The sequence below is a fragment of the Exiguobacterium sp. s157 genome, from assembly GCF_018618205.1.
In the GTDB taxonomy this organism is placed as follows: Bacteria; Bacillota; Bacilli; order Exiguobacteriales; family Exiguobacteriaceae; genus Exiguobacterium; species Exiguobacterium chiriqhucha.
The window spans coordinates 231,290-257,125 of the sequence record NZ_JACSLQ010000005.1 but is presented as its reverse complement, the minus strand read 5'-3'; the positions used below and the strand labels follow the sequence as shown (position 1 = coordinate 257,125).

The 25,836-nt window shown below is 51.0% G+C and carries 31 protein-coding genes and 1 pseudogene; 23 read left to right on the top strand and 9 right to left on the bottom strand.

The genetic code is table 11. From position 1 onward, the window contains the following. Positions 1-106: 106 nt before the first annotated feature. The gene (locus tag KNP67_RS11525; protein ID WP_214756656.1) at positions 107-514 is read right to left on the bottom strand and encodes a hypothetical protein; all 408 of its coding nucleotides are present in this window, start codon (positions 512-514) and stop codon (positions 107-109) included. A gap of 75 nt (positions 515-589) precedes the next feature. Between KNP67_RS11525 and KNP67_RS11520 the strand changes: the two genes are divergently transcribed. The 4 genes from KNP67_RS11520 (at position 590) to KNP67_RS11505 (ending at position 3,833) form a co-directional block, all read left to right on the top strand. Next, entirely contained in the window at positions 590-1,006 is a 417-nt protein-coding gene (locus tag KNP67_RS11520) for a hypothetical protein (protein ID WP_214756655.1), read from the top strand. A gap of 380 nt (positions 1,007-1,386) precedes the next feature. Further along, a complete protein-coding gene (locus tag KNP67_RS11515) occupies positions 1,387-2,247 on the top strand; it encodes an ABC transporter permease subunit (RefSeq protein ID WP_214756654.1) in 861 nt (286 codons plus the stop codon). After that, positions 2,247-3,293 (top strand): ABC transporter permease, encoded by a 1,047-nt coding sequence (locus tag KNP67_RS11510; protein ID WP_214719637.1) that lies wholly within the window; start codon positions 2,247-2,249, stop codon positions 3,291-3,293. Before KNP67_RS11515 ends, KNP67_RS11510 begins: the two co-directional genes overlap by 1 nt. Before the next feature lie 123 nt (positions 3,294-3,416). Further along, entirely contained in the window at positions 3,417-3,833 is a 417-nt protein-coding gene (locus KNP67_RS11505; RefSeq protein ID WP_214756653.1) for an SRPBCC family protein, read from the top strand. 458 nt (positions 3,834-4,291) lie between these two features. On the opposite strand, the gene arr is transcribed toward KNP67_RS11505, so the two are convergent. After that, positions 4,292-4,708: an NAD(+)--rifampin ADP-ribosyltransferase gene (gene arr / locus KNP67_RS11500; RefSeq protein WP_214756651.1), complete on the bottom strand. Its 417-nt coding sequence runs from the start codon at positions 4,706-4,708 to the stop codon at positions 4,292-4,294. A 140-nt stretch (positions 4,709-4,848) separates the two neighbouring features. After that, positions 4,849-5,295, bottom strand: a complete 447-nt coding sequence (locus KNP67_RS11495; RefSeq protein ID WP_251130855.1) for a GNAT family N-acetyltransferase — start codon at positions 5,293-5,295, stop codon at positions 4,849-4,851. 92 nt (positions 5,296-5,387) lie between these two features. Between KNP67_RS11495 and KNP67_RS11490 the strand changes: the two genes are divergently transcribed. The 4 genes from KNP67_RS11490 to KNP67_RS11475 are packed head-to-tail and all read left to right on the top strand — an operon-like array spanning position 5,388 to position 8,351. Then, positions 5,388-5,906, top strand: a complete 519-nt coding sequence (locus tag KNP67_RS11490; RefSeq protein WP_214756650.1) for a Rossmann-fold NAD(P)-binding domain-containing protein — start codon at positions 5,388-5,390, stop codon at positions 5,904-5,906. Positions 5,907-5,954: 48 nt separating this feature from the next. Continuing rightward, positions 5,955-6,614, top strand: a complete 660-nt coding sequence (locus tag KNP67_RS11485; protein ID WP_214756649.1) for a carbon-nitrogen hydrolase family protein — start codon at positions 5,955-5,957, stop codon at positions 6,612-6,614. Continuing rightward, positions 6,605-7,300, top strand: coding sequence for an HAD family hydrolase (locus KNP67_RS11480; protein ID WP_214756648.1), 696 nt, complete (start codon positions 6,605-6,607; stop codon positions 7,298-7,300). The genes KNP67_RS11485 and KNP67_RS11480 overlap by 10 nt, the downstream gene beginning before the upstream one ends. A 28-nt stretch (positions 7,301-7,328) precedes the next feature. Then, positions 7,329-8,351, top strand: a complete 1,023-nt coding sequence (locus KNP67_RS11475) for a serine hydrolase domain-containing protein (RefSeq protein ID WP_214756647.1) — start codon at positions 7,329-7,331, stop codon at positions 8,349-8,351. Here KNP67_RS11475 and KNP67_RS11470 read toward each other — a convergent pair. Continuing rightward, positions 8,344-9,180, bottom strand: a complete 837-nt coding sequence (locus KNP67_RS11470) for a GGDEF domain-containing protein (protein WP_214756646.1) — start codon at positions 9,178-9,180, stop codon at positions 8,344-8,346. The two genes, KNP67_RS11475 and KNP67_RS11470, sit on opposite strands and share 8 nt — an antisense overlap. A gap of 324 nt (positions 9,181-9,504) precedes the next feature. Here KNP67_RS11470 and KNP67_RS15580 point away from each other — a divergent pair, with 324 nt between their 5' ends. Beyond that, positions 9,505-9,684 (top strand): helix-turn-helix domain-containing protein, encoded by a 180-nt coding sequence (locus KNP67_RS15580; RefSeq protein ID WP_215114825.1) that lies wholly within the window; start codon positions 9,505-9,507, stop codon positions 9,682-9,684. On the opposite strand, the gene KNP67_RS11465 is transcribed toward KNP67_RS15580, so the two are convergent. Together KNP67_RS11465 and KNP67_RS11460 are read right to left on the bottom strand one after the other, a co-directional pair. Next, the gene (locus tag KNP67_RS11465; RefSeq protein WP_214756645.1) at positions 9,632-10,054 is read right to left on the bottom strand and encodes a group-specific protein; all 423 of its coding nucleotides are present in this window, start codon (positions 10,052-10,054) and stop codon (positions 9,632-9,634) included. The two genes, KNP67_RS15580 and KNP67_RS11465, sit on opposite strands and share 53 nt — an antisense overlap. A 322-nt stretch (positions 10,055-10,376) precedes the next feature. Then, positions 10,377-10,826, bottom strand: a complete 450-nt coding sequence (locus KNP67_RS11460) for a hypothetical protein (protein ID WP_214756643.1) — start codon at positions 10,824-10,826, stop codon at positions 10,377-10,379. A gap of 173 nt (positions 10,827-10,999) precedes the next feature. Here KNP67_RS11460 and KNP67_RS11455 point away from each other — a divergent pair, with 173 nt between their 5' ends. From KNP67_RS11455 to KNP67_RS11395, 13 genes are all read left to right on the top strand, one after another. After that, complete coding sequence (locus KNP67_RS11455) at positions 11,000-11,434, top strand: hypothetical protein (RefSeq protein WP_214756642.1); 435 nt, start codon at positions 11,000-11,002, stop codon at positions 11,432-11,434. Positions 11,435-11,525: 91 nt separating this feature from the next. Then, the gene (locus KNP67_RS11450; protein ID WP_214756641.1) at positions 11,526-12,209 is read left to right on the top strand and encodes a hypothetical protein; all 684 of its coding nucleotides are present in this window, start codon (positions 11,526-11,528) and stop codon (positions 12,207-12,209) included. Positions 12,210-12,262: 53 nt separating this feature from the next. Next, the gene (locus tag KNP67_RS11445; RefSeq protein WP_214756640.1) at positions 12,263-12,544 is read left to right on the top strand and encodes a hypothetical protein; all 282 of its coding nucleotides are present in this window, start codon (positions 12,263-12,265) and stop codon (positions 12,542-12,544) included. A 5-nt stretch (positions 12,545-12,549) separates the two neighbouring features. Continuing rightward, positions 12,550-13,335, top strand: a complete 786-nt coding sequence (locus KNP67_RS11440) for a TetR family transcriptional regulator (RefSeq protein ID WP_214756639.1) — start codon at positions 12,550-12,552, stop codon at positions 13,333-13,335. A 218-nt stretch (positions 13,336-13,553) separates the two neighbouring features. Then, the gene (locus KNP67_RS11435) at positions 13,554-14,264 is read left to right on the top strand and encodes a DUF2750 domain-containing protein (protein WP_214756638.1); all 711 of its coding nucleotides are present in this window, start codon (positions 13,554-13,556) and stop codon (positions 14,262-14,264) included. Between the two features lie 54 nt (positions 14,265-14,318). Further along, positions 14,319-14,852, top strand: a complete 534-nt coding sequence (locus KNP67_RS11430) for a DUF2199 domain-containing protein (protein ID WP_214756637.1) — start codon at positions 14,319-14,321, stop codon at positions 14,850-14,852. A 90-nt stretch (positions 14,853-14,942) separates the two neighbouring features. Beyond that, positions 14,943-15,626, top strand: a complete 684-nt coding sequence (locus KNP67_RS11425) for a hypothetical protein (RefSeq protein ID WP_214756636.1) — start codon at positions 14,943-14,945, stop codon at positions 15,624-15,626. 25 nt (positions 15,627-15,651) lie between these two features. Then, the gene (locus KNP67_RS11420) at positions 15,652-16,161 is read left to right on the top strand and encodes a GNAT family N-acetyltransferase (protein ID WP_214756634.1); all 510 of its coding nucleotides are present in this window, start codon (positions 15,652-15,654) and stop codon (positions 16,159-16,161) included. A gap of 606 nt (positions 16,162-16,767) precedes the next feature. Continuing rightward, entirely contained in the window at positions 16,768-17,562 is a 795-nt protein-coding gene (locus KNP67_RS11415) for a hypothetical protein (protein WP_214756632.1), read from the top strand. Positions 17,563-17,574: 12 nt separating this feature from the next. Next, a complete protein-coding gene (locus KNP67_RS11410; protein WP_214756630.1) occupies positions 17,575-18,057 on the top strand; it encodes an SRPBCC family protein in 483 nt (160 codons plus the stop codon). A gap of 7 nt (positions 18,058-18,064) precedes the next feature. Then, the gene (locus KNP67_RS11405; protein WP_214756628.1) at positions 18,065-18,541 is read left to right on the top strand and encodes a GNAT family N-acetyltransferase; all 477 of its coding nucleotides are present in this window, start codon (positions 18,065-18,067) and stop codon (positions 18,539-18,541) included. A gap of 19 nt (positions 18,542-18,560) precedes the next feature. Then, a complete protein-coding gene (locus KNP67_RS11400; RefSeq protein ID WP_214756626.1) occupies positions 18,561-19,541 on the top strand; it encodes a Gfo/Idh/MocA family protein in 981 nt (326 codons plus the stop codon). Positions 19,542-19,602: 61 nt separating this feature from the next. Further along, entirely contained in the window at positions 19,603-19,968 is a 366-nt protein-coding gene (locus KNP67_RS11395) for a hypothetical protein (RefSeq protein WP_214756625.1), read from the top strand. Here the strand turns inward: KNP67_RS11395 and KNP67_RS11390 are convergent. The 3 genes and pseudogenes from KNP67_RS11390 to KNP67_RS11380 form a co-directional block, all read right to left on the bottom strand. After that, a pseudogene (locus KNP67_RS11390) lies at positions 19,962-20,258 on the bottom strand (P-loop NTPase family protein); the annotation flags it as partial. The gene KNP67_RS11395 and the pseudogene KNP67_RS11390 sit on opposite strands and share 7 nt — an antisense overlap. A 273-nt stretch (positions 20,259-20,531) precedes the next feature. Next, the gene (locus KNP67_RS11385; protein WP_214756623.1) at positions 20,532-23,912 is read right to left on the bottom strand and encodes a dynamin family protein; all 3,381 of its coding nucleotides are present in this window, start codon (positions 23,910-23,912) and stop codon (positions 20,532-20,534) included. A 17-nt stretch (positions 23,913-23,929) separates the two neighbouring features. After that, complete coding sequence (locus KNP67_RS11380; protein WP_214756622.1) at positions 23,930-24,550, bottom strand: NAD(P)-dependent oxidoreductase; 621 nt, start codon at positions 24,548-24,550, stop codon at positions 23,930-23,932. 172 nt (positions 24,551-24,722) lie between these two features. Between KNP67_RS11380 and KNP67_RS11375 the strand changes: the two genes are divergently transcribed. Then, positions 24,723-25,814, top strand: coding sequence for an FUSC family protein (locus tag KNP67_RS11375; RefSeq protein ID WP_029595479.1), 1,092 nt, complete (start codon positions 24,723-24,725; stop codon positions 25,812-25,814). The last annotated feature ends 22 nt before the right edge of the window (positions 25,815-25,836 follow it).

The window sequence follows — 25,836 nt, the reverse complement described above, 5'->3', positions numbered from 1 at the left end:
ATTAGGCTACCTCACACCGATAAAATACGGTGGGATGGCAGCCTAATCAAGGTGTTTTTATTAGTGTCTCATTTCGCTAGGTCAGTCTATTGCACACGTTTTTTGGTTACGTCGTTCGTTGTTTGGAGCAGGCGACCATATGGACGATGAACACATAGAGCGGGAACGTGAATGTGAGCGCGATAATCAATAGCCCGACGACCCGACTTGGCCATGCCGCTTCACCAGGGGCGGGGACGATTTGTGTCCAGGCATAGGTGAACAGCGCCAAATAAGGGAGCCATAACACGTACAGGGATAGGTTCCATGGTGAAGGTGCGAGTTGCCTGACACGTTTGATGATGAGCCGCGTGAACAAGATGAGTGAAACAAGACCGAACATAGTGATGGCTAGCATATAAGCATCACCCATCAACAAATAAAGCCGTCCGCTGTTGGCGAGCAGTTGAATGTTCAATAATAGCAGAACCGCGAGGAAAATGGAGATAGATTGTAACTTGAGGAAGTGGGCCATATAGGACTCCTTAATCTGATAGGATGATGAAACATTATACGGCAATGTTCGTATAATATGAAAGAGGTGATCAGGTTGGCACAATTAATTGCGTTTTGGTTTGTCGGATTCATATGTGTGCTTTCGACATTTGTATATATGTCACAATGGCGGAGCGAGCGCAAATTGATGAAATTGCTAGGAGCTATATTCAGCATATGCATCGCAATCATTTGTTTTATGATTGCCATACCTGATACATATGATCGCGCGCTTGGCCGTTATGAGACAGAAACTGGGAGTTGCTATGTCGTTGACAATCAGTCGAAACAAGGCGGCGTGACGCTCTGGTTTGAAGAGGAATCTTACGATTTTCCGGACATACCGGAGGACGTTGCATATGGACCAGGCACGTTGTTTGATTGTACCGTCACGTTGACGAAAGTGAATTCGACTGGAGTTGACTATGTGTTGAAGTCGAAAGATGGCGATACGCTCTTTTCAACATACTAAAGTATTCTTCTAATTAGAAGGATATTTTTTTATGGTTTTTCTGCCATTCATCCTATGAATTTAATTATTAATTGAAATCTACTTTTCCGATAAAGCAATAAGGTGAGTCCAACGGAAGTCGTCAAGTTTTAAAGAACGCTGATTTTCATGTAGAAACTGTTTAATCAAGAGACAATTTAGATTTCTGAAATTTTCGGAATATTGTTTTTATTCATAAATGATTATGATAAAATCATAACAGTGTAAATGGGGAAATTTTACTTCGGGATGAAGGATATGCTTTATTTTGGAAGCGTTTTTTGGATTTTATAGTTTATGGTTTATAAGCAAGCTCGAAACGGTTATGAGATTGTACTTGTTTTTTGAAAGGAGAGAATCGGATGAATTGGATTGCTCAAAAATCGGCTCAGTTTTTCATCACGCTATTTGTATTGATTGCGATCAGTGCCTTGCCGTCACTCGTCGTGCAACTCGAGTTCGTGCCATCAAATTACTGGAATGGGATTCAACAACAATTCAGTCAGTTGGCGAAACTCGATGAGATTACATACTACAACGTCACCGCACAACGCGAGTTACCGTTATTGCCAGACCTCGCCCCGCTCATGAAAGAGACGGTCATCATCTTTATGACGTCACTCATCGTCTCGGTCGGGTTCGCCCTTCTGTACGCCTATTTCTTTTATCGGAGCGGAAAGCGCGTGCGCACGGTGCTCCAGCAAACGAGCCAGACACTCGAGATGATCCCGGATTTGTTTTGGCTCATCTTCTCGCAATTTCTTGCCATCACGATTTATAAGAAGACAGGGTTCGATCGAATTGAAGTCGCAGGTGGGTTCGCCGAATACATACGCTTTTTGCCGATTGTGACGTTGACGCTCACGATTCTGTTCTTCTTCCTCAAGTGGTTGACGAAACATATCCTCGAGGAGGAGGTGTCGTTGTTTCTCGAACTGGCCCGGGCCAAAGGCGTCCGACCGGCCGCCCTGTTCTGGAGACATTTGCTCCCGAATTTGGTGTACCGCTTCTACCTCTTTTTCCGCTCGAACTTGATCACGGTGCTCTCGAGTCTGTTGATTATCGAGTATTTGTTCAACGTGCAAGGGATTTTCCGGTTCGCCGTCTATAATCCGGTCATGCCGATCCTGCTCGTCATCTTGTTGGTCGTCTATATCCCGATTTTCATATTGGATTTAGTAGCGGAATGGCTCATCCCGAACGCCTGGAAAGGAGGGATTTGATGCGACGCACGTTACTGCGGGACCCGATTTTCATCATCGGGTTCGTCATTTTTGCCAGCTTGCTGTTACTAAGTATCGGGAATACCGTATTCCGCGATGGCCAAGTCGACCAATTTTTGAACCGTTACTCCGACGAAGGTCGGTTGATTGGCATTCCACCGCTTGAACCGTCGAAAGATCAATGGCTCGGTACCGACCGGGCCGGCAACGACTTGTTCCAGATGATGATCGAAGGCTTTAAGTGGACGGTCGGTATTTGTGCGACCGTTGCGCTCGGACGGATGGCGTTCGGCCTATTGATCGGGATTCCACTCGCGTTTCGCGGGGCGCGCGTGAACCGAATCTTCAAAATGGTGTTAGACGGGTTTTTGATTCTACCGATTTCTTTGTTGGCTATGATGATGCTATTCCCGTCCTTTTTCTTCGCGGATTCGACCATGGTGCCGCCGCTGCTGGACCGCGTGACGCTGCAGTTGACGGTGTTCGTGGCGCTCGGCTTGCCTGCGGTCACGCTTTATCTCATTACAGAGGTCCGGCAATTGCTCAAACAAGAGTTTATGATCGTCGCCGAGACGTTGGGCGGCAGTGTGTGGCACCGGACAAGGAAACACTTATGGCCGCACCTCGTTCCGACGTTGGTCATCGTCTTCATGCAACAGTTCGTGCAAACACTCATGTTGCTCATTCATCTGTCGTTGTTCGGCGTCTTTTTCGGAGGCACCGTCTTCCTGTTTGAAGGGGTCCGACCGACGCTGTTTGAATGGTCGTCGATGTTCGGTTTTTATTTCACGCAGTTCACAGCGACGACATGGATGACGAACCATATGTTCCTCGTTCCGGCTCTCGGCCTGTCACTGCTCGTCTTCCTCAGCAACTTGCTGACGAGCCGCCTCGAGCGGGCGTTCCGATTACGACGCCAAGAGGCGGTCGTCACGGAAGAGACGATGTCTCAAACGGAGGCGGCGGCCGCGTCGCTCGCGGATCCGTTCACACTCGTTCATACAAATCATTCGACTCAATTCAAAAAACCGCCTTCTTCTATTTAGTTAGATTGGAGAAGGGGTTCATCGAACGCATATCGAATGAAAGTGATGTAAAGGATAGTTGGATGTCATCCAGTGTCGACGTTAAAGCGTTTAGAAACAATTCATTTCAAAGGAGATCATTAGATGGAATCAAATACAGTGACGGTGTCATCAATTATTGAAGCACCTATCGACAAAGTATGGCGACTTTGGACGGACCCTGAACACATCAAACAGTGGAATCATGCATCCGAAGATTGGCATACGACGGAAGCTGAAAATGACTTGAGAGCCGGAGGAAAGTTTCGAAGTCGGATGGAGGCGAAAGACAAGAGTATGGCCTTCGATTTTGAAGGTGTGTATGATGAGGTTCAAATTAATCACCTCATTCAATATCGCCTCGAAGACGACCGTAAAGTAAGCATTTCATTTGTTTCAGAAGGTGAGCAGACTAAAATCGTTGAAACTTTCGATGCGGAATCGATGAATCCGCTCGAGTTACAGCGCCAAGGCTGGCAGGCAATCCTCGATAGTTTCGCAAAGTACGTTAGAGAAAATTAATACGAAAGACACTCTGTATACATGTTGGCATCGACATATACACAGAGTGTCTATTCTTTATTATTTTTGAGCCAATTATTGGATGGATTGTATCATTTTCTATTTGGTCGGGAGACTTTACGATTCAGTGCAACCAGAAATGGAGGTAGGAGACGATAAAGATCAAGACGTTCACGTCCATGTTTATCATGATCTATGTCGTGATAAGCCTTCCCGCAATGTTAGGAATTGGCTATGTGATTGATTGGATACCGGATGCGAGTCTGTCCCAAAAACTAAAAGGATATGTGATAGAAGGATTGACGAATGGATTTCAGCTTAAGGTTGCAATCTCAGCGATAGCCAGTCTGATGCTAATCTTCTTGCTGTCGAGACGTAGAGCCAATCAGTCACTTCGATAGACATCAAGAGATACTTGCGTTTGTTGTGGGATTTCTTAAAGGTGCTTCTCCTTCGTGTCAGTCGTCAATCACATCTTCCCCGGCTTGTCGCATTTTCTCAAGCGATTCAAGCATATGCGTGATCACATCGTCCGGATGGCGTTCCCACGCCCCGAGCTCGGCCACGACTTTGAGCGGGGCGCTCGACCGGTATGACCGGGTCGGGTTGCCGGCGAAGCGCTTGTCCGTCAAGTTCGGGTCGTTCTCGAAGTCACCCGTCGGTTCGACGAGATAGATGCGCTCACGAGCCTTACCGCTCGCCAGTTCGGCACCCCATTTGGCGGCGTCGAGGGTGGCGGTGAAATAGATGTAGTTCGACTGCTTGTCTTGATAGTTCGAGCGTCGCTGCGGTTCAAGCAAATCCCCTAGTTTCAGTTCGGCTTTCGTCCCGTGGAAAAACGGGCCGGGGTCGAGCGATCTCATGTCATCGGTCATGCTTCATCTCTCCTTCAGTCAGGTTGTCTTCACAGTATAGTGGATGAATTTAGGAGAAGACAGTCTGTTTTTGGCTCGTGAATCACGATATAATAAAGACGGGAAGAGCGTTCGGCTCTTCCTTTTTCGTTACATAGAAATCAAAGTTGTTTACGGAACGAATAACTCGTGATGGCGTAGTCCATCTTATCTGTATAAAAACGGTGCGCCTCGGTTCGAGCGAGTCCTGACTCGAGGGAGACGTATTTGGCACCAAGGTCGCGGGCGTATTCGTGGACGAAGTGAAGCAACATCTCGCCGTATCCGTTCGAGCGATGGTTCGCGCACGTCACGAGGTCGTAAATGAAGACGTGCTTCTCGAGATAGAGATTGACACGTACCTCGATCCCCGCGAGTGAGACGATGGTATCGTCGGCGTATAACGCATACAGTTCATAGCCTTGCGGTCGCATGGCGGCGACGAGCTCGTGATAGGCATCGAGCGTCAGGTCGGTGCGCAGTTGGCTCATGACAAGGAACGAGTCATTGAGTTCGCGTGACGACTCGATTGGTTTGATGGAATAGATGGTCGATGGAATGGGAATCATGCCTCCTTGAGGGGATATTGTATGTAGATTTCGCTCTCGTCAGTCAGGATTCCTTTCCTTACTTATAAACGGACAGAAGGGACGGATAGAGCGTGAAACATGCGTTAGTGATTGGCGGCAGCGGGATGCTGGCGGAAACAGTCCTTTGGTTGGCAGAGGTTGGGTATCACGTGTCCATCATCGGACGGGATGCCGAGAAAATGAGCCGATTGACCGAGCGATCGCCGGGCCGGCTGTCTGCCGTATTGGTCGACTATCGGTACGACTTGCGTCTGAAGGAGGCGCTGCGACGTTCGATGGCGATTCATGGAGATTTCGACCTGGTCGTTGCCTGGATTCATTCGGACGCAGCTGATGCCTTGCCGTGTGTGTTGTTAGCACTGCGCGGGGGCACGGACGTGTTCCATGTCCTCGGTACTCACGCCAACTCGAGCGATATGAGAAACGGTCTGACGATCCCTGAAGACGTCCGTTATCACCAAGTGCAGCTCGGCTATCAGATCGAGAAGGGGGAGCGCCGTTGGTTGACGCATGAAGAGATAGCTGGAGGCGTGGTCGAGGCGGTTCAAGAGAAGAAACCTCTTTATTCAGTCGGGTTTACTTCGAAGTGAGACGATTGATTCTAAACAAAGCAAATGAGAGAAGGATGTGCGGTACAAATGAAGATTCTGATCGGTCAACCCAAAATGGAGCAACACTTAGAGCAATTCATTCAAGACATCAAAGCGAACCCTGCGGTCGACTTGATGTTGTATCCGGAAGGTTATTGTCAATACACACATCTGGACGAGGTCAAGGAGCTTGCGAAGACATTTCAGACAGCAGTCGTGATGGGCTATCGGAACGAGCAGAATGTGGACCGGGCCCTCATCATCAACAAACGTGGGGAGACACTGTTGGACCGTGCCAAGACTCCGGAGGCGATGCCGCTCTTCATGCCGTCAACTGTCGATGACGACGGTCTTCGATACGGATATATGCTCTGTCGAGAAATCTTCATGGGGCTGGACGGACTCAAATCGGAAGAACCTATCCAAATTATCTTCAATCCGATTGGAGTCGGCATGTTCAGTGAAGAACAGTACAGTGACTGGTCTGGAGAAGCGAAACAGATTGCATTGCAACAACGCTCCATCATTCTCGGGACGAGCCATGCCGACGGGTCGTATCGAAACTGTGGATTTTCAATTCCGATGGCCTACTGTTTTGACGAGACGGGCAAGGCGATTTTGCTGTCGAAAAACGATACGCGCACGCGGATTATCGATACGGAAACGAAGACCGTCGTCGTGCTCGAAGATTCAATCCCATGTCGCTGACTCAATCGATTCAAACGACCGAGGTGTCGGCGTTAAAAGCCGTGCTCTTTGATTTGGATGGCACGCTGCTGAACCGGGATGAATCCGTGCGACGCTTCATCCATGACCAGTATGCAAGACTGAACAGACATCTGACCGGCATCGAAGAACGAGATTATGTCACGCGCTTCATCGAACTCGACCAGCACGGCTATCGCTGGAAAGACGCGGTGTATGATCAGTTGATTCAGGAGTTTGAGATTACCGGGATCACCCAACAAGAACTACTCGATGATTATGAGAACCAGTTTCAGCATTTCTGCGTCGCGTTCCCGAATCTTGATCCGATGCTGAGCGCCTTGAAAGCGCGTGGGCTTCGGCTCGGCATCATCACGAACGGGTATGGCGAATTTCAAATGAATTCGATTCGTGGTCTAGGGATCCGCGACTATTTCGATTGTATTCTCGTCTCTGAATGGGAAGGCATGAAGAAACCAGAGCCCGAGCTGTTTCATCGGGCTCTCGAGGCATTAGACGTTACGCCAGGAACTGCCATGTTCGTCGGGGATCACGCGCTCCATGACATCCAAGCCGCCAAGCGAGTCGGCATACGGACGGTTTGGAAACGGAACGATTGGTGGGAAGAGTCTGAAGCAGACGCCGATGATTCGATTGACGATTTGTCCGAATTGATCGTGATGCGGTGAGATTATCTTTAGGAGAGGAAGGTGCGGCATGTCGCTAGATGTAGCGTATATCGAGGAGCGGATGAAACATTATCGCGTCCCGGGTTGTAGCATCGCCTGGATTGAACACGGGCGACTGATGGACGCTAAACAATTGGGAACGGTGGCGACGGGGAGCGGTCAACGGGTGACGGCTGACACGCGCTTCAATGCTTGTTCGATGAGCAAATTTCTGACCAGTGTCCTCGTCTTGAAGTTGGTCGAAGCGGGACAGTTGGCGTTAGATGAACCGGTGAATGATCGGCTCGTCTCGTGGCAACTAAAGGATGTTGTCTCGACACCATCCGAAGTGACGTTACGTCAGTTGTTGCGTCATGAGTCCGGAATTGTCGATGCGACGGGCGGTTTCGGAGCACTTGATGTCACGTTCGGACGTCCGTCGATGGCTGCTTTGATGAACGGAGACACGCCGTATCATGACGGGCCGGTTCATGTGACGGGCGAGCCGGGCCAAGCGTTTCACTTTTCGGACGCCGGGTTCTGTCTGATTCAACTATTGGTTGAGGACGTGATGAAGCGTCCGTTCGCGGATGTGATGCGTGACGAGCTGTTCATCCCGCTCGATATGCATGCGAGTGGGTATGACTTTGAGGTGGAAGGTGTGACGTTCGCGAGCGGCCACGACAAGCACGGCCATTCCGTCGCCCCCATCATCCCGCACTATCCATATCCAGCGGCGGCCGGGCTCTGGACGACGACTGAGGATTTGTCGCGCGTCGTCATCGAACTGATGGAGGCGGTGAAAGGGAACGGTCGCGAACTGTCTCATCGGACGGTCGAAGACATGCTGTCTGCTTCGTCGTTGAACCTGTTCGCCGGGCTCGGTGTCTTTCTGGATGGTGAACAGGAGCAACGCGAGCTATCCTCGCTCGGCTGGGGGATTGGTTTTCAAAGCATGCTCGTGGCGTACCCGTACATCGGCAAGTCACTGATCATCATGACGAATGCAGAATTAGGGGTGCATCAAATGGATGGTCTGATTGGGGATATTTATCGGGCGACAGTCAACTGAACGTGGACATGTTCGCAATGATTTCGTCGACGACCGCATTGCCATTTTCTCGATTCACGTCATAGAACGTATCCACATGCATCAACGACACGTGTTCACCGCTTTGAAGCTCGTACTTTTCGAGTAACGGGCGAATCCGGTCATGGACGACACGGGCGGCCTCAGGGGACGTGTGTGGATAGATGATGGCGAACGTGTCTAGGGCGACGCGATACTTATGATCCGTTCGTCTCGTGGCCAGGTGGAGCTCGTCGCTGAAGTAGTTCAAGAACCATTCATATTCGGTCCGTCCAAACCGTTCCTCGAACTGTCTCAGCTCATGGATTTGAATGAACGACACCGTGAAAGCTTCACCGTGGCGGATGAGGCGATCGCGTTCGGCAGTCAAGTCCATCTGAAACCGTTCGGCGTTATCGAGCCACGTCTCAGGGTCGACGGCCACGAGCTGTCGGGCGCGCTCCTCTAACTCGAGCCGTGACAGCTGCACGTTCTTCACGAGTTGATGAATGAGGCCGGACAAGATGGACATGACGAGCAGCAAAATCGTGAAACTGATGCCTCTGCCGTTGAAAAACTGAATGTTTCCTGCTTCATAGATGGACGCGAACCATCGGAAATAGATGAATAAAGAGAGGAGGAGCGTGACAGACAAGGTGAGCCCGGCCCGCATCCCGAAGATGAGGGAAGATAAGACGATGGCAGGTAAAATCAAATAGCCGAGAAGGCCGGTGTCACTTTCGAACAAAAGGACGGTGAACGCCATCGTGCCGATCATCATACAAGCGATGAGCCCGAACAAATAAATCGAGTCAGTGGTCCATTGCTTCATGTTCATCCCTCCATCCGTTTCAAATCGGCTCGTGCTGAGCCACATCCTCAATTACCCGCTATATGTGGGGAATAACCAATCAAAGGTGTCCATCATCTTCATTATAGAACATCAGATTGAAACGACGAGCTCGTTTTTCGAATCGGAGCGAGTGCGTTCTTCGAGATCAAGTAAATGACACCACCGACACGGATGCCGGTGATGTCGTCAGTCATGTGGCAAGGTTGGTCTGGCCATCGTGAATCAATGTGCCATTCGATTCGCCCGAACAGATTCGTTTCATCGCGCCCGTCTCTTCAAAGTCGAACACATGGACCCGTCTCTATGTATATCGAACAGAATTATGCGACAGTCATCCGTGTCGACGACTTGTGCCGCTTGGCGAACCAGAGCAAATATCAGTTCATCCGCAACTTTAATGGGTTGACCGGGTACACCCCATATCAATACATCACCCGATTACGGCTCCAGAAGGCGAAACACATGTTGCGAAGTGGGTCGTGATGGCCCGAGGTACGTCCTCGAGCGATCCCGTCAGTTGGATGACGTGGGGAAGATGATAGAACGTGCTCGTCGTCTCGACATCGTCGAAACGATTTGTAGCGTCATGGATGAACAGTGGAACACCTGCACCGAGGGCGATTCCGAGCTCGACATGGCTGCTGTTGCCGGCCGGCAGCAAGATGACGACGAAGTCCGACGCCTTGATTGCCTCGAACTCGTTCGTGCCGATGGCTCGCAAGTCCTCAAGTGACGTGGCGCGGTCATTCGTCGTCCAGTCGTATGTATGCGTGTGGCCGTCGTTGAGTAGGTGATTGCGTAGGGCTCTGACCTTTTCTATGTTCGAGAAACGGGAGCTGATATAGAAGTTCATATGAGTCCTCCTAGCGGATGTGATGTCGTGTGATTCATGTTGATGGCAATAACGTACCACAAGATATACAGGGAAATGAGTCCAAGCATCAAGAATATGCCGATGCCTACGAAAATGTACTTAGATCGATACCATCCCCGATGTTTGGAAAGGTGAACCGTTAATCCTATTGAAGAGGTTGCCAACAATATCATCGTTCCGAGTATCCACATGAATCCTGGTCCAATCCAATTCGGGGAGAACAAAAGGTATACGATGGATATGAAAAGGCTCGTGCCGCAGATCATCATCGCTTGAAAACGACGCGTGATGCAACTTCCGCTCATGGTTTGATTCGATCGAATCGTGTCACCGCGAGTTCATGGATGACGAGCAACAAAATTGCGATGAAAAAGACGAGCAAGGCGACGTATTCCGGATTGACGTTCAGGAAGTAGTTGAGCCCGAACAGTGGTGTCACGAACAGGATATAGAGCGGATACTGGATTAAGAACAAGGCGTCCAATAGCACGATGTCATAGACGTACGACTCGAAACTGATCAAGGTGAACACGGTCACACTTGCGAACAGAATAGCCATAATCAACAGCTTGGCGACACGATTCCGTAATAAACACGTCCCGAACATGCAGACGAGCAGTAAGCCGGATGCGACCGCATGAATCGGCTGAATCGTCGCATCAGGGAACATGATGGAAGGAATCAGGTTCACGATAAATGCGAGCACATAGAGCGATGACAACACGATGAGGCAGTTCTTTGGATTGCCCATCAGGACACCCCTTTCTTGATGAGGGTTATATTTACATTTACTTACAAGTGTAATTTTACACTAAAGGGATAGTGTGTCAAGATGGATAGGTGAAGTCAGACTAAAAAAAGAAAGAAGGAAATGAATGAAAAAAAGAGCTTAGACAAATTATATAGGAAGGGGCAAACGTTCAAATGCGTCTGAAAAAACAACTACACAAGGCAATTCTCTCAGACGACAGAGCGACCGTTCAACGTCTAGGGAAGTCGCTCCCTCATGAAGTGGTGTTAAATACATTTCTTGAAGTGGCGTTTGAAACGGATGATTTAATGGTCTACGAAATCGTATGCGATCAGATTCAAGTTGAGCAGACTGCTGATTGGGAAGAGACCGCTTCGCTTCTAATGAGCCAACCGTTCTGTCACCATCCTTACGCCTATGAACGGGCGTTTGAACACGCGAAACGTGCTGCCGAGCTTGATACTAACCGTATAGATTTGAAGGAATATTTGCTCTTTTTCAATGCGATTCCCGACAAATTAATGACGGATGCTGAAGCGAACGAATTAGCGACTTTGATTTTGAAATTGCGACCGACAAGTAAGGTCGCCAAGATGCATTTGTTGTGAACGAAAGCCTGAAACTTTCTGGATGGATATTCCAAATGAAACTTTCGATGATACAATTGATATGGAAACCGATTATAGAGGAGGCGACGCCATGCGTTGGATGATTCGGCTTGGGTTGACCGCAGTGCTGACGGTAGGGATGGTCATTGTCGGAATACGTCTCATCTCATATTTAATCGAGTGGTGGTATCGTCCTCCGACATCGGGATTAAAGTTACGACCGACACCGGCAGAATCTGAGTATTTGATGGAGTCGTCCGAAGGAAAGATGAGGATACCAAAAGAAGAAGAACAGTCTCGTTTGAAACTGGATTATTTGGATTATACGATCGATTCCGTGACGACCGTCATCGAACGAGGCGATGGCCTCTTCTATTGGGTATTGTTGTTAGCCTGTGTATTGCTTAGCGTACTGATTTTTGCCGCTAACATTCGTTTTCAGCACCGCAAGCGAGTTGACGAAACAGCTTCGCTCATGACAAGGACGTTCTCGCGTCATCCAGTCCCGAGCTCGATGACGAGTGTCGAGGAACCGGCTTGGACCGGTGTGACGATTCGGGACGCTCTCATCGCATTCAATCAGGCGTTGCCATCGGCGAAGAAATGGTTGCCGACGGAAACGGTTTTAGAGTGGGCACGACGCATCGAATTGACGGACGTCGATTTCAAGCCGTATTTGGACGAGCGCTATGGAATGACCGATCCGGTGACGCCGGAACAGGTTGCGCGTTTTCGCACGACGCTCGAACAGTATGAGAACCGATTGCATCACTGAACGGACACGGTCGAATCTGGCTAAACACCCAAAACACGACAGGGGACATGACGATGGGTCGATTCAAATCGTTTACGTTTTGGCTTACACTTTTTGCGGTGCTGATTTGTCTTTATAATGGGAGCGGCGCTGATGACAAATCGATTCTCTTCTTTCTGACGAGTCCTCCGTTTTGGGTCATGGAGACGCATTGGTTCGTCGAGACGTTCACCCACCCTTCGAATATCACGATGTTCGTCAAATATGGGGTGACGATCCTATTTTGGGCGGTGGTCGGTGCAGGGCTTGATCGTCTATGGCTAAAGGGGAGAAAGCGAGAGCTAAGTAAGGGTTAGGAGACGTGAATCAAGTGAATTTGTACATTAAAACGCTATACCAAACGAAAGATTCGCGAATCGTTGATGCCGATGTATTCGGGGATGACTTGATTGTTCTGGTGAATCAGGGTGGCCCGGTCGTCTATTGGAACGAGCGGACGCTGCGACTGCCGTTTCAGTTGAGTTCGCCATTCATCCGTCTCCTTGATTCAGAAACGTTTCTGGTCGTCGATGTGACGCTCGAGGAGACTCCCGTCAACGCCTGGGTCATCGATGAGCGGGGTAAGATTCTTCATTCGTTCCATGCGGGCAACGCCATCGGAGCGGTCGCCGTCAACGACACGGGGATTTGGATCGGCTATGTCGACGAGGGGGTGTTCGGCGATGGGATTTCTACCGAGGCACTCGTCTGCTTCTCGCAGACAGGTGAAGTGTTACGGCGCTATCAGTCCGATATAGTACGTCCGCCGACCATCGTCGATTGCGAATTACTGCAAGCAAATCGAACCGGGGTCTGGCTCTGTCCGTCGATTTGGTATGACTTGATTCATATCGATGTGACCGGGCGACTTAACAAGTATAAGACACCGAAACTTCTTCACGATAGCTCGGCGCTGAAGGTCCGAGGTCAGGTCGGCTACTTCTTGAAAGACGGACTGTTGTACAAATGGCCGTTCGGTGCGCGGAAACGCCCTGACGTTGTAGCTAAGTTTTCGGGAGCGGCTAGAGGGTTAGGAGAGGGCACGACCTTCCACTTCATTCAAATCGGTGATTATGAAGTGAACGGCGTTCAGTTCCTCGATGAGTGATGACGCATCTAGGTGTCGTTGAATCGACTAAGAAGTTACTGGTTACAACCGAATGATGTCTCGTGACGATGGACCTGATGTACAGGTCCTTTTTACATTCTCAAACGATTAGCGCGATAGAATCGCGTTAATCATTGCATCAACTTGTCGGAATCAATTCCCTCTTTTTTGTAAATTCAGTATACTCATGTTATTGATGTTAGAAAGAGGGCGATGAGATGAGACTTGAGACGAATCTTCCTGGCTTCTCGGTCGAAGCGATTGAACAGGTGGAACAAGAAATCGGGGTGCGCTTCCCGGATGGCTTGCGTGACGCATGGGGTCACGGGAACAAGTTCGAACTCGGAGAGTGGTTCTTTTATCCGATTAAGGACGAGCGGTTCTTCAATAAGACGTGGGATGATGTGATTCGGGCCAACGAATTGAAGCAAGAGGAGTTGCCGGAAGGGTTCGTGACGCTAGCGACGAACGGATCCGGTGACGAGCTCGGTTTTCTAAAAGACGACCGTGAGACGATTTACGTCTGGTGGCACGAGATGGATGACCTGGAGGTGGCGGCGCATTCGATTGAGGCGTTCGTCGAAGTGAAGCAGGCGGAGAATGACGTGCTCGAGACGTTTTGCGAACGAGTCGAGGAGAATGGACTCGTCTTTGGAATATCTGCGGAACAGGACGATGGATGGGCGTACGCACCATCGCACGTCGAGGCGACAGACGTGTTGTTATTCTTTTCGTCCCGAGAGCTTGCGCTCGCTTGCCGGGCTGAAGAGTGGGCCGACTATCATGTGATTGAGTTGCCGGTCGACCTGTTCCTCGAACGCTGGTTGCCGAACATGTCGGATGATGAGCTGCTGTGCGGCCTCGATTGGTCGAGCGATCTGGTTGGATTGGAGTATGACCCAGAAACCATTCTGGAGTATTTCGAATAAATTTATTTCACATACCGTTAATATAATATTTTTAAAGAAAAGAGAGCAGCAACTATGATAAATCCTTTTTCCCAAAAACGCGATCATCTCGACAATTGTCCGTGTTCAAACTGTCGCCAGGAACTTGAAACCCCGATAGGTTACGGTTCTGTCATGCCGGTAAGCATCGAAGGCTTCACGAAGAAACAGTTGAAGCGACGCGTCGTACTGACCGATGACCTTTGTGTCGTCGATGAGGCTCATTTTTTCGTCTACGGCTGTGTGGAACTCCCGATTGTCGGAGAAGATGAGATTTTTTCTTGGAACGTCTGGGTGTCACTTAGTGCCGACAATTTTTTCCGCATGCTCGACTTGTGGGATGAGCCGTCCCGCATCGAACTTGACCCGATGTTCGGCTGGTTCGCAACCGAACTACCTGGCTATCCGGACACCCTTAATTTAAAGACGAACGTTCATACCCGAGAAGTGGGGATGCGGCCGTTCATCGAATTGGAGCCGACCGACCATCCGCTTGCCGTCGAACAGCGGGAAGGGATCACCCGCGAACGGATTGAAGAACTGGCGCGCATCGTGGAAAGCGACGCATGAGAGGAGAACACATTTTTGAATGATTAGGCTATAGGGAATATTTTTGAGCTGTATTCAGGAAATGAAAAACTTTCAGCGGAACAACAAGCGATGAACGATCGCATCGACGCCTACGTTGAGGCAGAACAGTTTAAACAGCTCGAACAGTACCTTCAACAGACCCGAGGCATCGAACAGATGTTGATTGACCGCGTGATGATGGACCCGACCGATCACAGCCGCTGGGACTTGCTGATCGGGTATGAGTTGATAAATACCATCGAAGATTTTGCCCGGGTGAACAGCTTCGGTCTCACTGCCTATACGTTTCATCCGGATGACCCGTTCTATTTCGCGCTCGCCTTATATTGGACGGGATGGAATGACTTTGTCATCACGGACGAACACGTCGCCTTGGCAGCGTCACTCATCGAACAAGGGCCAGAAGAAGTGAGCGGCTTGCTGTGCATTGCGTTGGCAAAAGAATTCGGCCATTTGAAGCACAAGTATTTTCAACTCGCGATTGAACACTGCCCGTGGGCACCTGAACCGTATTTGTGGCTCGGGAAGCGCCGCCTTTATTCTAATCCGGAAGAAGGAAAGATGCTTATCCAGCAAGGACTAGACCGGGTGAAGTATACGTGGGGATTTGATCAGAAGGGGCGCTGGTTCGACACGGGCTCACAGTATTTTAATCCCATCACGTGGCGGCAAGACACAATCACGGAGCTGTTCGGTCTAAGTATGAACCAAGACGAGTACATGAAATATGAGCGAATCATCAATCCGCAATAATCACCTTCAAGAACGGAGCATTGGAATGATCACAATCGCATTAGCCAAACCATCAGATGTAGATGCAATCGAACGACTGTATCTCGCCTGTAAAGACGATTTGCTCGCCCGACAGATTTTTCAATGGGACGACACGTATCCGAACCGCGCCTATTTTGAGGAGTGTATCAAAGACGATTCTGTCTATATCATGAAAGACGGTGAGGAGTTGCTCGGAGTCGTCGTGCTCGATGAATGGCAGTCGCCGGAATGGGAGGCGATCGACTGGTGTCACGCTCGGCCACTCGTCATCCATTCTTTGATGGTGCATCCGGAGCGGCAAGGTCAAGGGAGCGGAAAAGCGATGTTGCGTGCCTCGGAACAGTTGGCGAAAGCAGAAGGCTACACGAGCATCCGACTCGACAGCTTCTCAGGGAATGAGGCCGCCTGCAACTTTTACAAACGACACGGCTACGTCGAACGCGGAAGCGTCCATTTCGATTCAAAACCGAAAGGGCATGAACGGTATATTTGTTTCGAGAAAGCACTCGATTGAACAATCCAACTTCGAGGTCCAACTCTGGAAAGGAGTCCTATGCTAGAATTTGTCCGTGATTCGCAAACCATCGTTAACTTATTTTATCCCGCCTCGAAACGTCTCGTAATACATCGCCAGTTAAGTCAGTGCCTAGAAGGTTCAATCGAATCGTTCGATGTCATGTATAAGACGCATGGTTCAGGTGCCTCTCAAATTCAAACACGCCTAACAGTGCAACGCGGTGATCGATCTTCGCTTCAGATTGAGAAAACGTTAATCACGCTGACATTGCCCGAAGTATCGATTCAAACGTGGATGAACGGACTTGCAACCGAGTCCAATATGTATCGTGACTCTGCTGTCCCGGCCGTATATATAGAAACGTCAACCCTTGCTCGAATCGAGTGGCTGATATTAAACAGACGTTCATCACTCTAATCGTCCACTGACAAGGACGACGAATAGGTCGAACAAAATCTCACTACAATGAATAGAGGAACTAAGAAGCAACCAATCGAAGTGTTTACCTAACAGCTGACAGTTCTCGTGCCGAGTGAATAGACGTTTATTTGTCTAGCGTATGACGAAAAAATCATCAGCAAGACAAAAAGGAGAGATTCAACGATGTGGCACAATACAACGACATTACTCATGAAAAAGGCAAAGAAACATAAGAAATGGACCGAAGGGGCTTTTGTCAATCCAGTCTATTGGATGGTAAATGGAACGCCGTATTACATGGCAGGCTTTACGCGAAACAATCAACCGGTAGCAAGCGCCTACTTTACAATCGGGGAAGAGGTCGTGGACGAAGTGCTGATTGCGCAGCCGAACCTGTCTTATTTTGCCGATTTAAGCGGCAACCTGTCGCGTATGGCGACAGAGCGCTCAAACATTCCAATCTCTTATTACACGAAACCGTTGGACATACCGGTTGTGGATGCAAGCCCGCAAGTTCAACAGGGGAGAGACGCGTTTGCTCACTTTTGGGAGATTCAGCAAACGTTCAATCAGATGCTTCAAGACTATACGGCGTATTATAACGATGACGTATTAATCCGAAAGCACATCACGGACACAGATTTGTCTAAGATGAAAGAATTCGCCGTGCTAGCAGATATCTATCAACATCAAACGTTGAAGATATTAACGAGTCAGGGTGAAGATATTCAAGCGTTCGCGGCGTTTCTCGAAAATTCACAAGAGTGGTCAAGTCTGTCTCGACAAGAAAAGAAGTTCATCAAAGGAATTGCGGTCGGCAAAGAAAAGATGCAGAAGAACATGGAGGCGTTAGACGTGCTCGAGGCCACTGATTTTGACCAAATGTTCAAGTTGAATTACGACCACTTGATCAATAAGAATAAGGCAATCATCGAGGGGCAACGCCAGTACATCCGTTATCCAAAAGGGATTTCTTAAGGGGGATTTGATTTGAAACAACTTGAAGTGGCTACATATACGATGACAATCGACGCACCGATTGACCACACGTTCGCTTGTCTCGCAGAAGACGAACATATCATCAAATGGAACGACCATTTGATTGAGAACATCTACGAGGACGGTGACGCCTCACTCGTGACGGGAAAACGGTTCATCTCGGTCCAACAAATGGATAAGAAAGAGATTCGGGTCGAATCAATTTTAACATCCGTCAATCGTCCATATGAGTGCGAGGTACAGGCGATGACGAATCAAGGGGTGTCGACGGCGACATACACATTGAGCGAGACAGCAGACGGGACGGACGTTACGATTCGCATCACACTCGCACCGTCCTCATGGCTGTATACCCTATATGTAAAAGCGTTCCGCTGGGCGATTCGCCTGATTTATGATGAACAGTTCAAACAGTTCCGTATCTACGCCGAGGCGAGTGCGCCAAAACCGTCACCTGCCCGAGAGGCGGAGTGATTCGACGATGATTGAATCGATTACCCCTTCGAAGCGTGACGCGGTCCGCGCATTCTTTATCGATGCCTGGGGCTCATCTGAGATGGTCATCTCGACCGGGACGTATGATTGCGCCGCACTTGACGGGTTCGTCTGGTCGGAAAGGGACGTGATCATCGGGCTCGTCACGTATGTCATTCGAGCAGACGAGCTTGAAATCATCTCGCTCGACAGTTTGCAGGAGAAGCGTGGCATCGGCTCGGCACTCCTCGATGCCGTGGAGCGAGTGGCCAAGCACTATCAGCTTGAGCGGCTGTCGCTCATCACGACAAATGACAATCTGCGGGCGCTCGCGTTTTACCAACGCCGAGGCTGGCGCCTCACACGGATCATCCCGGGCGCAGTCGATGCGGCCCGGATCCATAAGCCGTCAATCCCCGTCATCGGGGAGTACGGCATCCCGCTCCATGACGAAATCATGCTTAGCAAAGTCATCCCAACCTAAAGAAAAGAGGAATCTTCCCATGATTCGATTCGGTATCATCGGCACGAACTTTATCACCCGTTCTTTCATTGAAGCGACCCATCAAGTCGCAGGCGCGACCGTGTCCGCCGTCTATTCTCGGACAGACGAACGCGCGACGGCGTTCGCTGAAGAATTTGATATTCCAAACACGTTCACCTCGCTCGAGGAGATGGCGTCCAGTGAGGTGATTGATGCGGTCTATATCGCGAGCCCAAACTCGCTCCACGCCGAGCAGAGCCTGCTGTTTATGCGCCACGGCAAGCACGTCCTCTGTGAGAAGCCGTTCGCCTCAAACGTTGAGGAAGTGAGACAGATGCTTGAGACGGCGCGCGAACATGACGTCGTCTTGCTCGAGGCGCTTCGCAACTTGTTCATGCCGAACTTCAAGGTGTTGCGTCAAGAGCTCCATCGCGTCGGACCGGTCCGGCGTGTCATCTTGAACAAGTCGCAATATTCGTCACGCTACGACTTGTATAAGCGCGGGGACAACCCGAACACGTTCAATCCTGCCTTCTCGAACGGTTCACTGATGGACCTCGGCGTCTATTGCCTCGGCCCGGCCCTGAAACTGTTCGGACGACCGGGCGGCGTGCAGGCGAACGCGGTCAAGCTCGAGTCAGGCGTCGACGGTAGTGGTTCGGCCATCTTGTCGTATGACGGCATGGACATCATCGTGCTCCACTCGAAGATCCATGGCACGGACGCCCCGTCTGAAATCATCGGGGAAGCGGGACGCATCGTGATTGACGATATCGGTTCGCTCGACCGGTTGACATTCGTTGGCCGCGACGGGACGACCGTCGAACTCGGTTTAGAACAGGCGAGCCATATGACGTATGAGATTCAGACGTTCGTGAAAATGATTGAGGCAGGAGAGCGGGAGACCGAGGTCCATTCAATTGACGATATGCTCACACTCGCGGACGTCATAACCGACATCCGGCAGCGCATCGACGTGTGGTATCCTGCCGACGTATAACAAATGAGCCTCGAGCATGTGCTCGGGTCTCTTATTCTAAAGAGAAGGTGCGGAACAAAAAATGAATGCACAAGAGATTCTAGATGAATTTGAAAAGATATATTATTGGGATGCTCGAGTTCTCGGGTTTGATTGTCGGTATTATGGAGATGAAGTTTCAGTTAAAATTGAGGAAGAAAATGAGGATTATCATCATCTGATTGAATTTTTAGGGTGTATCAAAGTCGACATCTCTGCTCCTTTGAACGACCGCGTGGCACCTATAAAAGAATTAACGAGACTACAGCTACCTTACTTCATGCACGATATCGCTGTCTCGAGTTACATGTTGGACGGAACCGAGGTATTCGTATGTAACCTGTTGTTCCCGCCGGCAAGCGCTGAAATTCATTTCACTAAAATTAGAATCGGGAAGGAATATCATTGATGCTGATCCCGCTTTAACGCATTCATCACCATCGCGATACGTTCCTCGGTCGAGTAGTCACCCTCAATCCTTAGGATGGGACAAGCCAGTTCAGCCAGCCATTGTTCATGCAACGTCTTGCTTCTGACTTCTGTCCCGGCTTGGTCGTAAAGGGCGGCCCAGCTCAAAAACGCTTGTGATTGCTCGTATAGGCTGCCGCCAGCGAGTGCCGCCGCTCCATAGCGCTCGAGCTCCCGTTGTTGCAATCGGGCCAGTCGGACGTCGGGCGGAATCCATAAAAAGATGACTAAAACGGCTATTCGTTCTGGGAAGAGATCGACATGCCGGACGTATATAAAGTGACGTTCGACAACGATGAACTCGTGAGCGTCGAAAAGCTTTGGGACCGTCAAGTAGTGGTGTGAAAGCCGTTCATGCTGTCATAAAAAAGGATGGGGCCGGTCTCGACCCCATCCTTTAAAGTCTACTCTCTATTCAGATACAGGTGGCGGATAAACAAGCCGAGTGCGACCGTCATAATGACGGCCGGAATCAAGCCGACGAGCAACAAGGAACCCATGCGTTCAGTCCTTTCTGAGCGCAGCGAGGCGCTGTGTCATGTCTTGGAACGATTGACCGTCCGAGAGCATGCTCAATTCGCCGGCGACGAGGTCGTTCACTTCACGGTCCCAGTTCTGGCTGAGCGTCGTCTCGAGCGCGGCAAGCTGCGTCGCCGTCCGTTCGACTTGATGACTTCCGACGCGCGCGAGTTGCTCGCGCACCGCCGTCTTCAACAGGGCACTCAAGTCGTCGCGCAGTTTCGTCCGGCCGTCGCCTTCGAAGAACTGGTTCGCGTTCTTATAGTGCTTCAAGACGGGACGGAACGGAGCCGCCTCGAACGTGACCGGGTCGACGGCGTCACGGAACCAATCGATGTCGCTGTCGTCCTCAAACGACAACGTTGGCAGGAGCGGACGCAGTTTGAGCGTCTCGCGCTCGATCAAGCGTTCCGTCTCTCGTTTCAAGAAGCGCTCGAGTCGATATTGGAACACTTGCAACTCTTGATGGATGTCATACGCATACTTGTCGAGTGTCCGGCTGAGGGCGCGCTCGAGGCTCGCCTTCGATCCATCGACCTCGACCGGATGGAACGTCTCTTTGACGAAGTCCGACAGCCGGAGGAGCGAGCGGGTCTCGAGGTGGGCGAGCAACTCGTCCGTCTCGCGCTTGAACGGGTCTTCGAGCGTCGTGACGTTGAGACAATTGTCAGACGTGCGCACTTGTTCGAGCTTGTCACGGCGGGCCGCCTTGACGCTCGCATCCGCTTCGGCCTCGCGGACGACGTCCTCGAACGCGGTGACGAGGGCATGTGCCTCATCTTTGATGCGGACCGCGTTCGCCTGACGCAAATCGTGGTCGACGAATTGCTCAAGCTTGGCCGAGAATCGTTCGAATCCTGCGTCCGTGCCTTGGATGGCGTTCCGGCTCGAAATCGGTAGCACCGTCGGATGACGGACACCGAGCTTCGTCAACTGGTTCGACACATAATCAGTGACGGCAAGCCGTTCCGTCTCATCGGCCGCCAAATCTGATGCGTTGACGAGGAAGAACATGTGATGGTCACCTGTCCCTTGGACCCGTCCGAGCTGGATGACGAGTTCACGGTCGGCCTCGGTGAAAGCGTGATTGTAGTACGTCACAAATAAAACAGCATCGGCGTCACGCATATAGCCGAACTGCACCTCGCTATGACGGTTGAACTGCGAGTCGGCACCCGGCGTGTCGACGAAGATGATGCCGCGCTCGGCCCAAGGGGAGTCGATGGCGAACTCGATCTCTTTGACGATACAGCTCTTCTCTTCCTCCGTGACGAACGAGCAGAACGTGTCATAGTCGACCGTCTCCTGGCTACCGAGATAGGACAGGGGAGCGTTCTTGACGGCGTTTACGAACGGGTGGTCGAGATGGAGTGCGTCGAGTGACGCCCCGTAACCGTTCAGCTCGGCCTCGAGTTCGGCACGTGTCTTGAACGTGATCAACGCGCTCTTGTTGGCACGGCCGTTCGGCGGCACGATTTTCGTGATCGACGCCGTCAGTGGGTTCGGTGACGTCGGGAGCACCGTCTCACCGAGCAACGCGTTCAACGTCGACGATTTGCCGGACGAGAACGCCCCGAAGATGGCGAGCGTGTACGTCTCGGATTCGGCCCGGGCCAATTTATGACGGAGCGATTTGACGCGTGACTTGAATAACGGATGGTTCTCCAATATTTCACATACCGCATATTCATACGAAAAATCAAACGACAAAGCGGTGATATCATCCACCAAAAGCGAGGTCGAAGCAACTTCTTGTTGCTGATGTTCGACTTGTTTCTGCGGCAATTGGTCGGCCGTGACGTAGTGACGGGTCTCAAGGTCCGTCATACGCGAATCGGTGAGGTCACGTGTCGTGTAATTGATAAGCTCGTCTCGCTGTTCGGCCAGCTGACGTTGTAGCGCCAACGTATCGAGCATGTCATACAACTCATCTTGCTCGGTCTCGATGGCATGGATTCGGTCTTTACCTTCGGCCTCAAGATACGTTTCGACGGACGTGACCCACGGTTCGGACACTTTCGTCACCCAAGAGGCGAGAGCCGACTCGATGTCGCGGCTGAATTGAAGCACCGTGTCACCGCTGAGCGATGCGCCGGACTTCACTTGGTCACTGATGAGCGCGCTCGGTGCAGTCGGTAACGTATCCGGACGGGACAAAATCGCCTCGGGCAGTTTCAAATCACGGACGATGTCTTCGGCGTACTTGATCAAGTGGGGGCGAAGGTTCGTATCAATCAACCGGTTGAATTCCTTGACGGCGATGTCTTCACGACGGAGGTGTTCCTGTCGTGTCTTCTCTTTTGAGAAGAACAGGCCGACTTTGAACTCCGGTGCACAACTCTCGAGATAGTCCCGCAATAGTTCGCGGAACTCGTAGTTCATGATTGGCGCGCTCGCGACAATCGGTGTCTGGTGTTTGAAGAACTCGCGGCGGAACGCGGTGAGCCATATCGATTTTTTGTCGAGACGTTGCAGGCGGGCTTGAATCTCCGTCGGCTGCTTCTCGATGACCGGCAACTCGTTCAGGAGCGCGTCGTGCGCACCAGTGGACCGGGCGAGCAACGTGTCAACGAGCAAGTCGGCGCGCGCTTCCGCATGTTCCCGCGCGGCGTCGATGACGGTTTGGACGTACGTCCGGAGGCGTTCGACCTCATTTTCCGGGTGATCGAGCTCACGGAGCGAGATGTAGAACATATCGTCCGGATTGATCGCATGACGGGTGAAGGCGGTCTCGAGCGAGCGTTTGAACGTGCTGAATGGAAGCTCTCCTTCATCGTGCTTATCGATTTGGTTGATGATGATCGAGTAGGGACGCCCTTCGGCACTAAACTGTTTCATCAGTTTGATGTTTTGTTCGGATTGGACGTGATTGTAGTCCATCATGAAGAACAGATGGTCGGCGAGGAAGAGCGAGCGTTCCGTCGCTTGACGGTGCCGTTCATCGGTCGAGTCAATCCCGGGCGTGTCCATGAGGACGACGTCGCTTCCGAACGGGAAGCGGGGCAGGGCGTACTCGACTTCTTTAATCTCTTCGATTTTGCAGTAGTCGCTCAAACGGTCGAGCTCATCCGGCGCGAGTCGAATCCAATCTGTGTCGTTGACGGCGACGGATGCCCCGATTTCCCCATGTCGAAGCGTCACGATATTCGCACTCGTCGGAATCGGACTCGTCGGTAACACACCGTCCCCGAGCCAATTGTTGAGAAGTGTCGACTTACCGGCCGAGAAATGACCACAGACAGCGATCCAAATCTCATTTTGTGTCACTTTTCGGAGTGCGGTCTTGGCGAGACGAGCCGACTCGGTCTCAGCTTGCATGTCAAATACGTCGGTCAATTGCGCGAGGCGCATGCGTTGTTCGTTCATAAATCCCCATCCCCTACTTATGATTCCGTCGTGATGCCGACGCGGTGTCTACGATATGAGTTGTTTTCCCAGGCTTGAATGACGAGCTCGGCCACGTCGTCACGCGAGATTGGTCCCGAGTTTTGCGTCCCGAGCACGTCAGCTGTGATGACGATGTTCCCGACGGACGCATCTTCAATCAATTGGGTCGGGCAGATGATTGTATAATCGAGCGTTGATGCATCGAGCAGTTCATATGCCCGGGCGTGATCCTCGGCCGCGGTCGTCATCGACCGTTTCGACTCGCGGGTCTCGAAACGATAGTGATCAGAATCATGTGCCTGCAAGATGCCGGCCGTCCCGACCGTCAAGATGCGCGTGATACCGGCTGCTTGCATCGCTGAGATGATGAACGGTGTGAAGCGGGACAAGACGTCCTGCTTATCCGTACCGAGCGCTGACATGACGACGTCGGCCGATTTCACCGTTTCTGCGATGGCATCCGCATCGGTCGCGTCACCAATGATGACCGTGAGGCGATCCCTCGGTTCGACCTCGCGACGTGACAACAGTCGGACGTCGTGGCCGTCTTTTAACAAACGTTCAAGCAACCGCATCCCCGTGCGGCCGCTCCCTCCAAATAAAGCAATGGTTGACAAGTAAACCCCTCCCAATCAAGATTAAAGAAAATATCCAACGCCATCATACCACGGAAGCGCTATCGAAACAGGAGACAACGGCTTGAAGTTGTGAGGTTTCAGGGCAGGGTAAGTGGGATACAAAAAGTTAAGACGTGTATAAGGGAGGAAGACACTTCGTTGTCGACACCGCATGAGATTTGGAGCTAGAACCATCAAGACCGGGATATCCGTCGCCTTGGTATTGCTCATCGCCGAGGCATTTCAATTTCAACAGATTGTCGTACCGGCACTCGCGGCCTCGCTCGCATTATTGCCGTCCGTTTATCAGACGGGTGTCCGGCTATTAGAAGAACTAAAAGGGAACTTGATCGGGGCTTTGCTCGCCGTCTTCTCATTAATGTTGACGCCGAACCCGACACCGATTGCCATCGGCGTCGTCATCATCATCGCCATCTCGATCCTTCTCTTCTTGAACCTCGAGTCGACGACCCGGACCGTCATCTTGACGACGATTCTGATTATGGAAGGGGCCAGCCAATCGGACATGCCCGTCTGGATGTTCGCCGGGGAACGTTACTTGCTCATCATGATGGGGATCACCGTGGCGCTTCTCGTCAATGCGCTCTTGTTCCCACCGCGCTATGAACGGAAGCTCGAGGACGAGATTACGACCGTCTTCCAAATGGCCGTCCGCATTGCCCGTCTGTTCTCGGAAACAGAAGGTGGACGTTCGTCGTTCGAGTCACTCGAAGAGACGAAAAAGAAACATCGAGGCTCAAAGACGACGTATGACTTCTTTGAAGAAGAGATTAAAGCCAACCGCTGGCTCGAGAAGAAGACGCCGATTTATCGCCGGGCCGTCTTGAAGTCGAAGATGATCGATACGAACAGTGCCGCCATCCACGTGCTCGACAAGCTGCATGACGATTTTCTGACGCTCGAACATCTACCGCCCCAGCTCGAGGACGAACTGATGCGTCATATGCGGCACTTGCTCAGACGGCATGAGCGTCTATTCTCGGCTTATGAATTAGAGAACGAGCACATCATCGACCGGGAAGAGGACTTGATTCACGAGAACTTCGACTTCGCGAAGTTGATGATTGAGAAGATGCGGGATGAAGAGGAAGACCTCATCCTTACCGTCGTCCCGCTCGTCGCGACGATGACGGATTGGGTCAAGGCGATGAATGAGCTCGAACGCTACCTCATCACCGAGATGAAGAAGCACGGGGACAACCTGAAAGTGGAACCGCGTAAGAAGTGGTTCTTTGAAGACTAAAAAAGGTAAAAAAATAGCATCA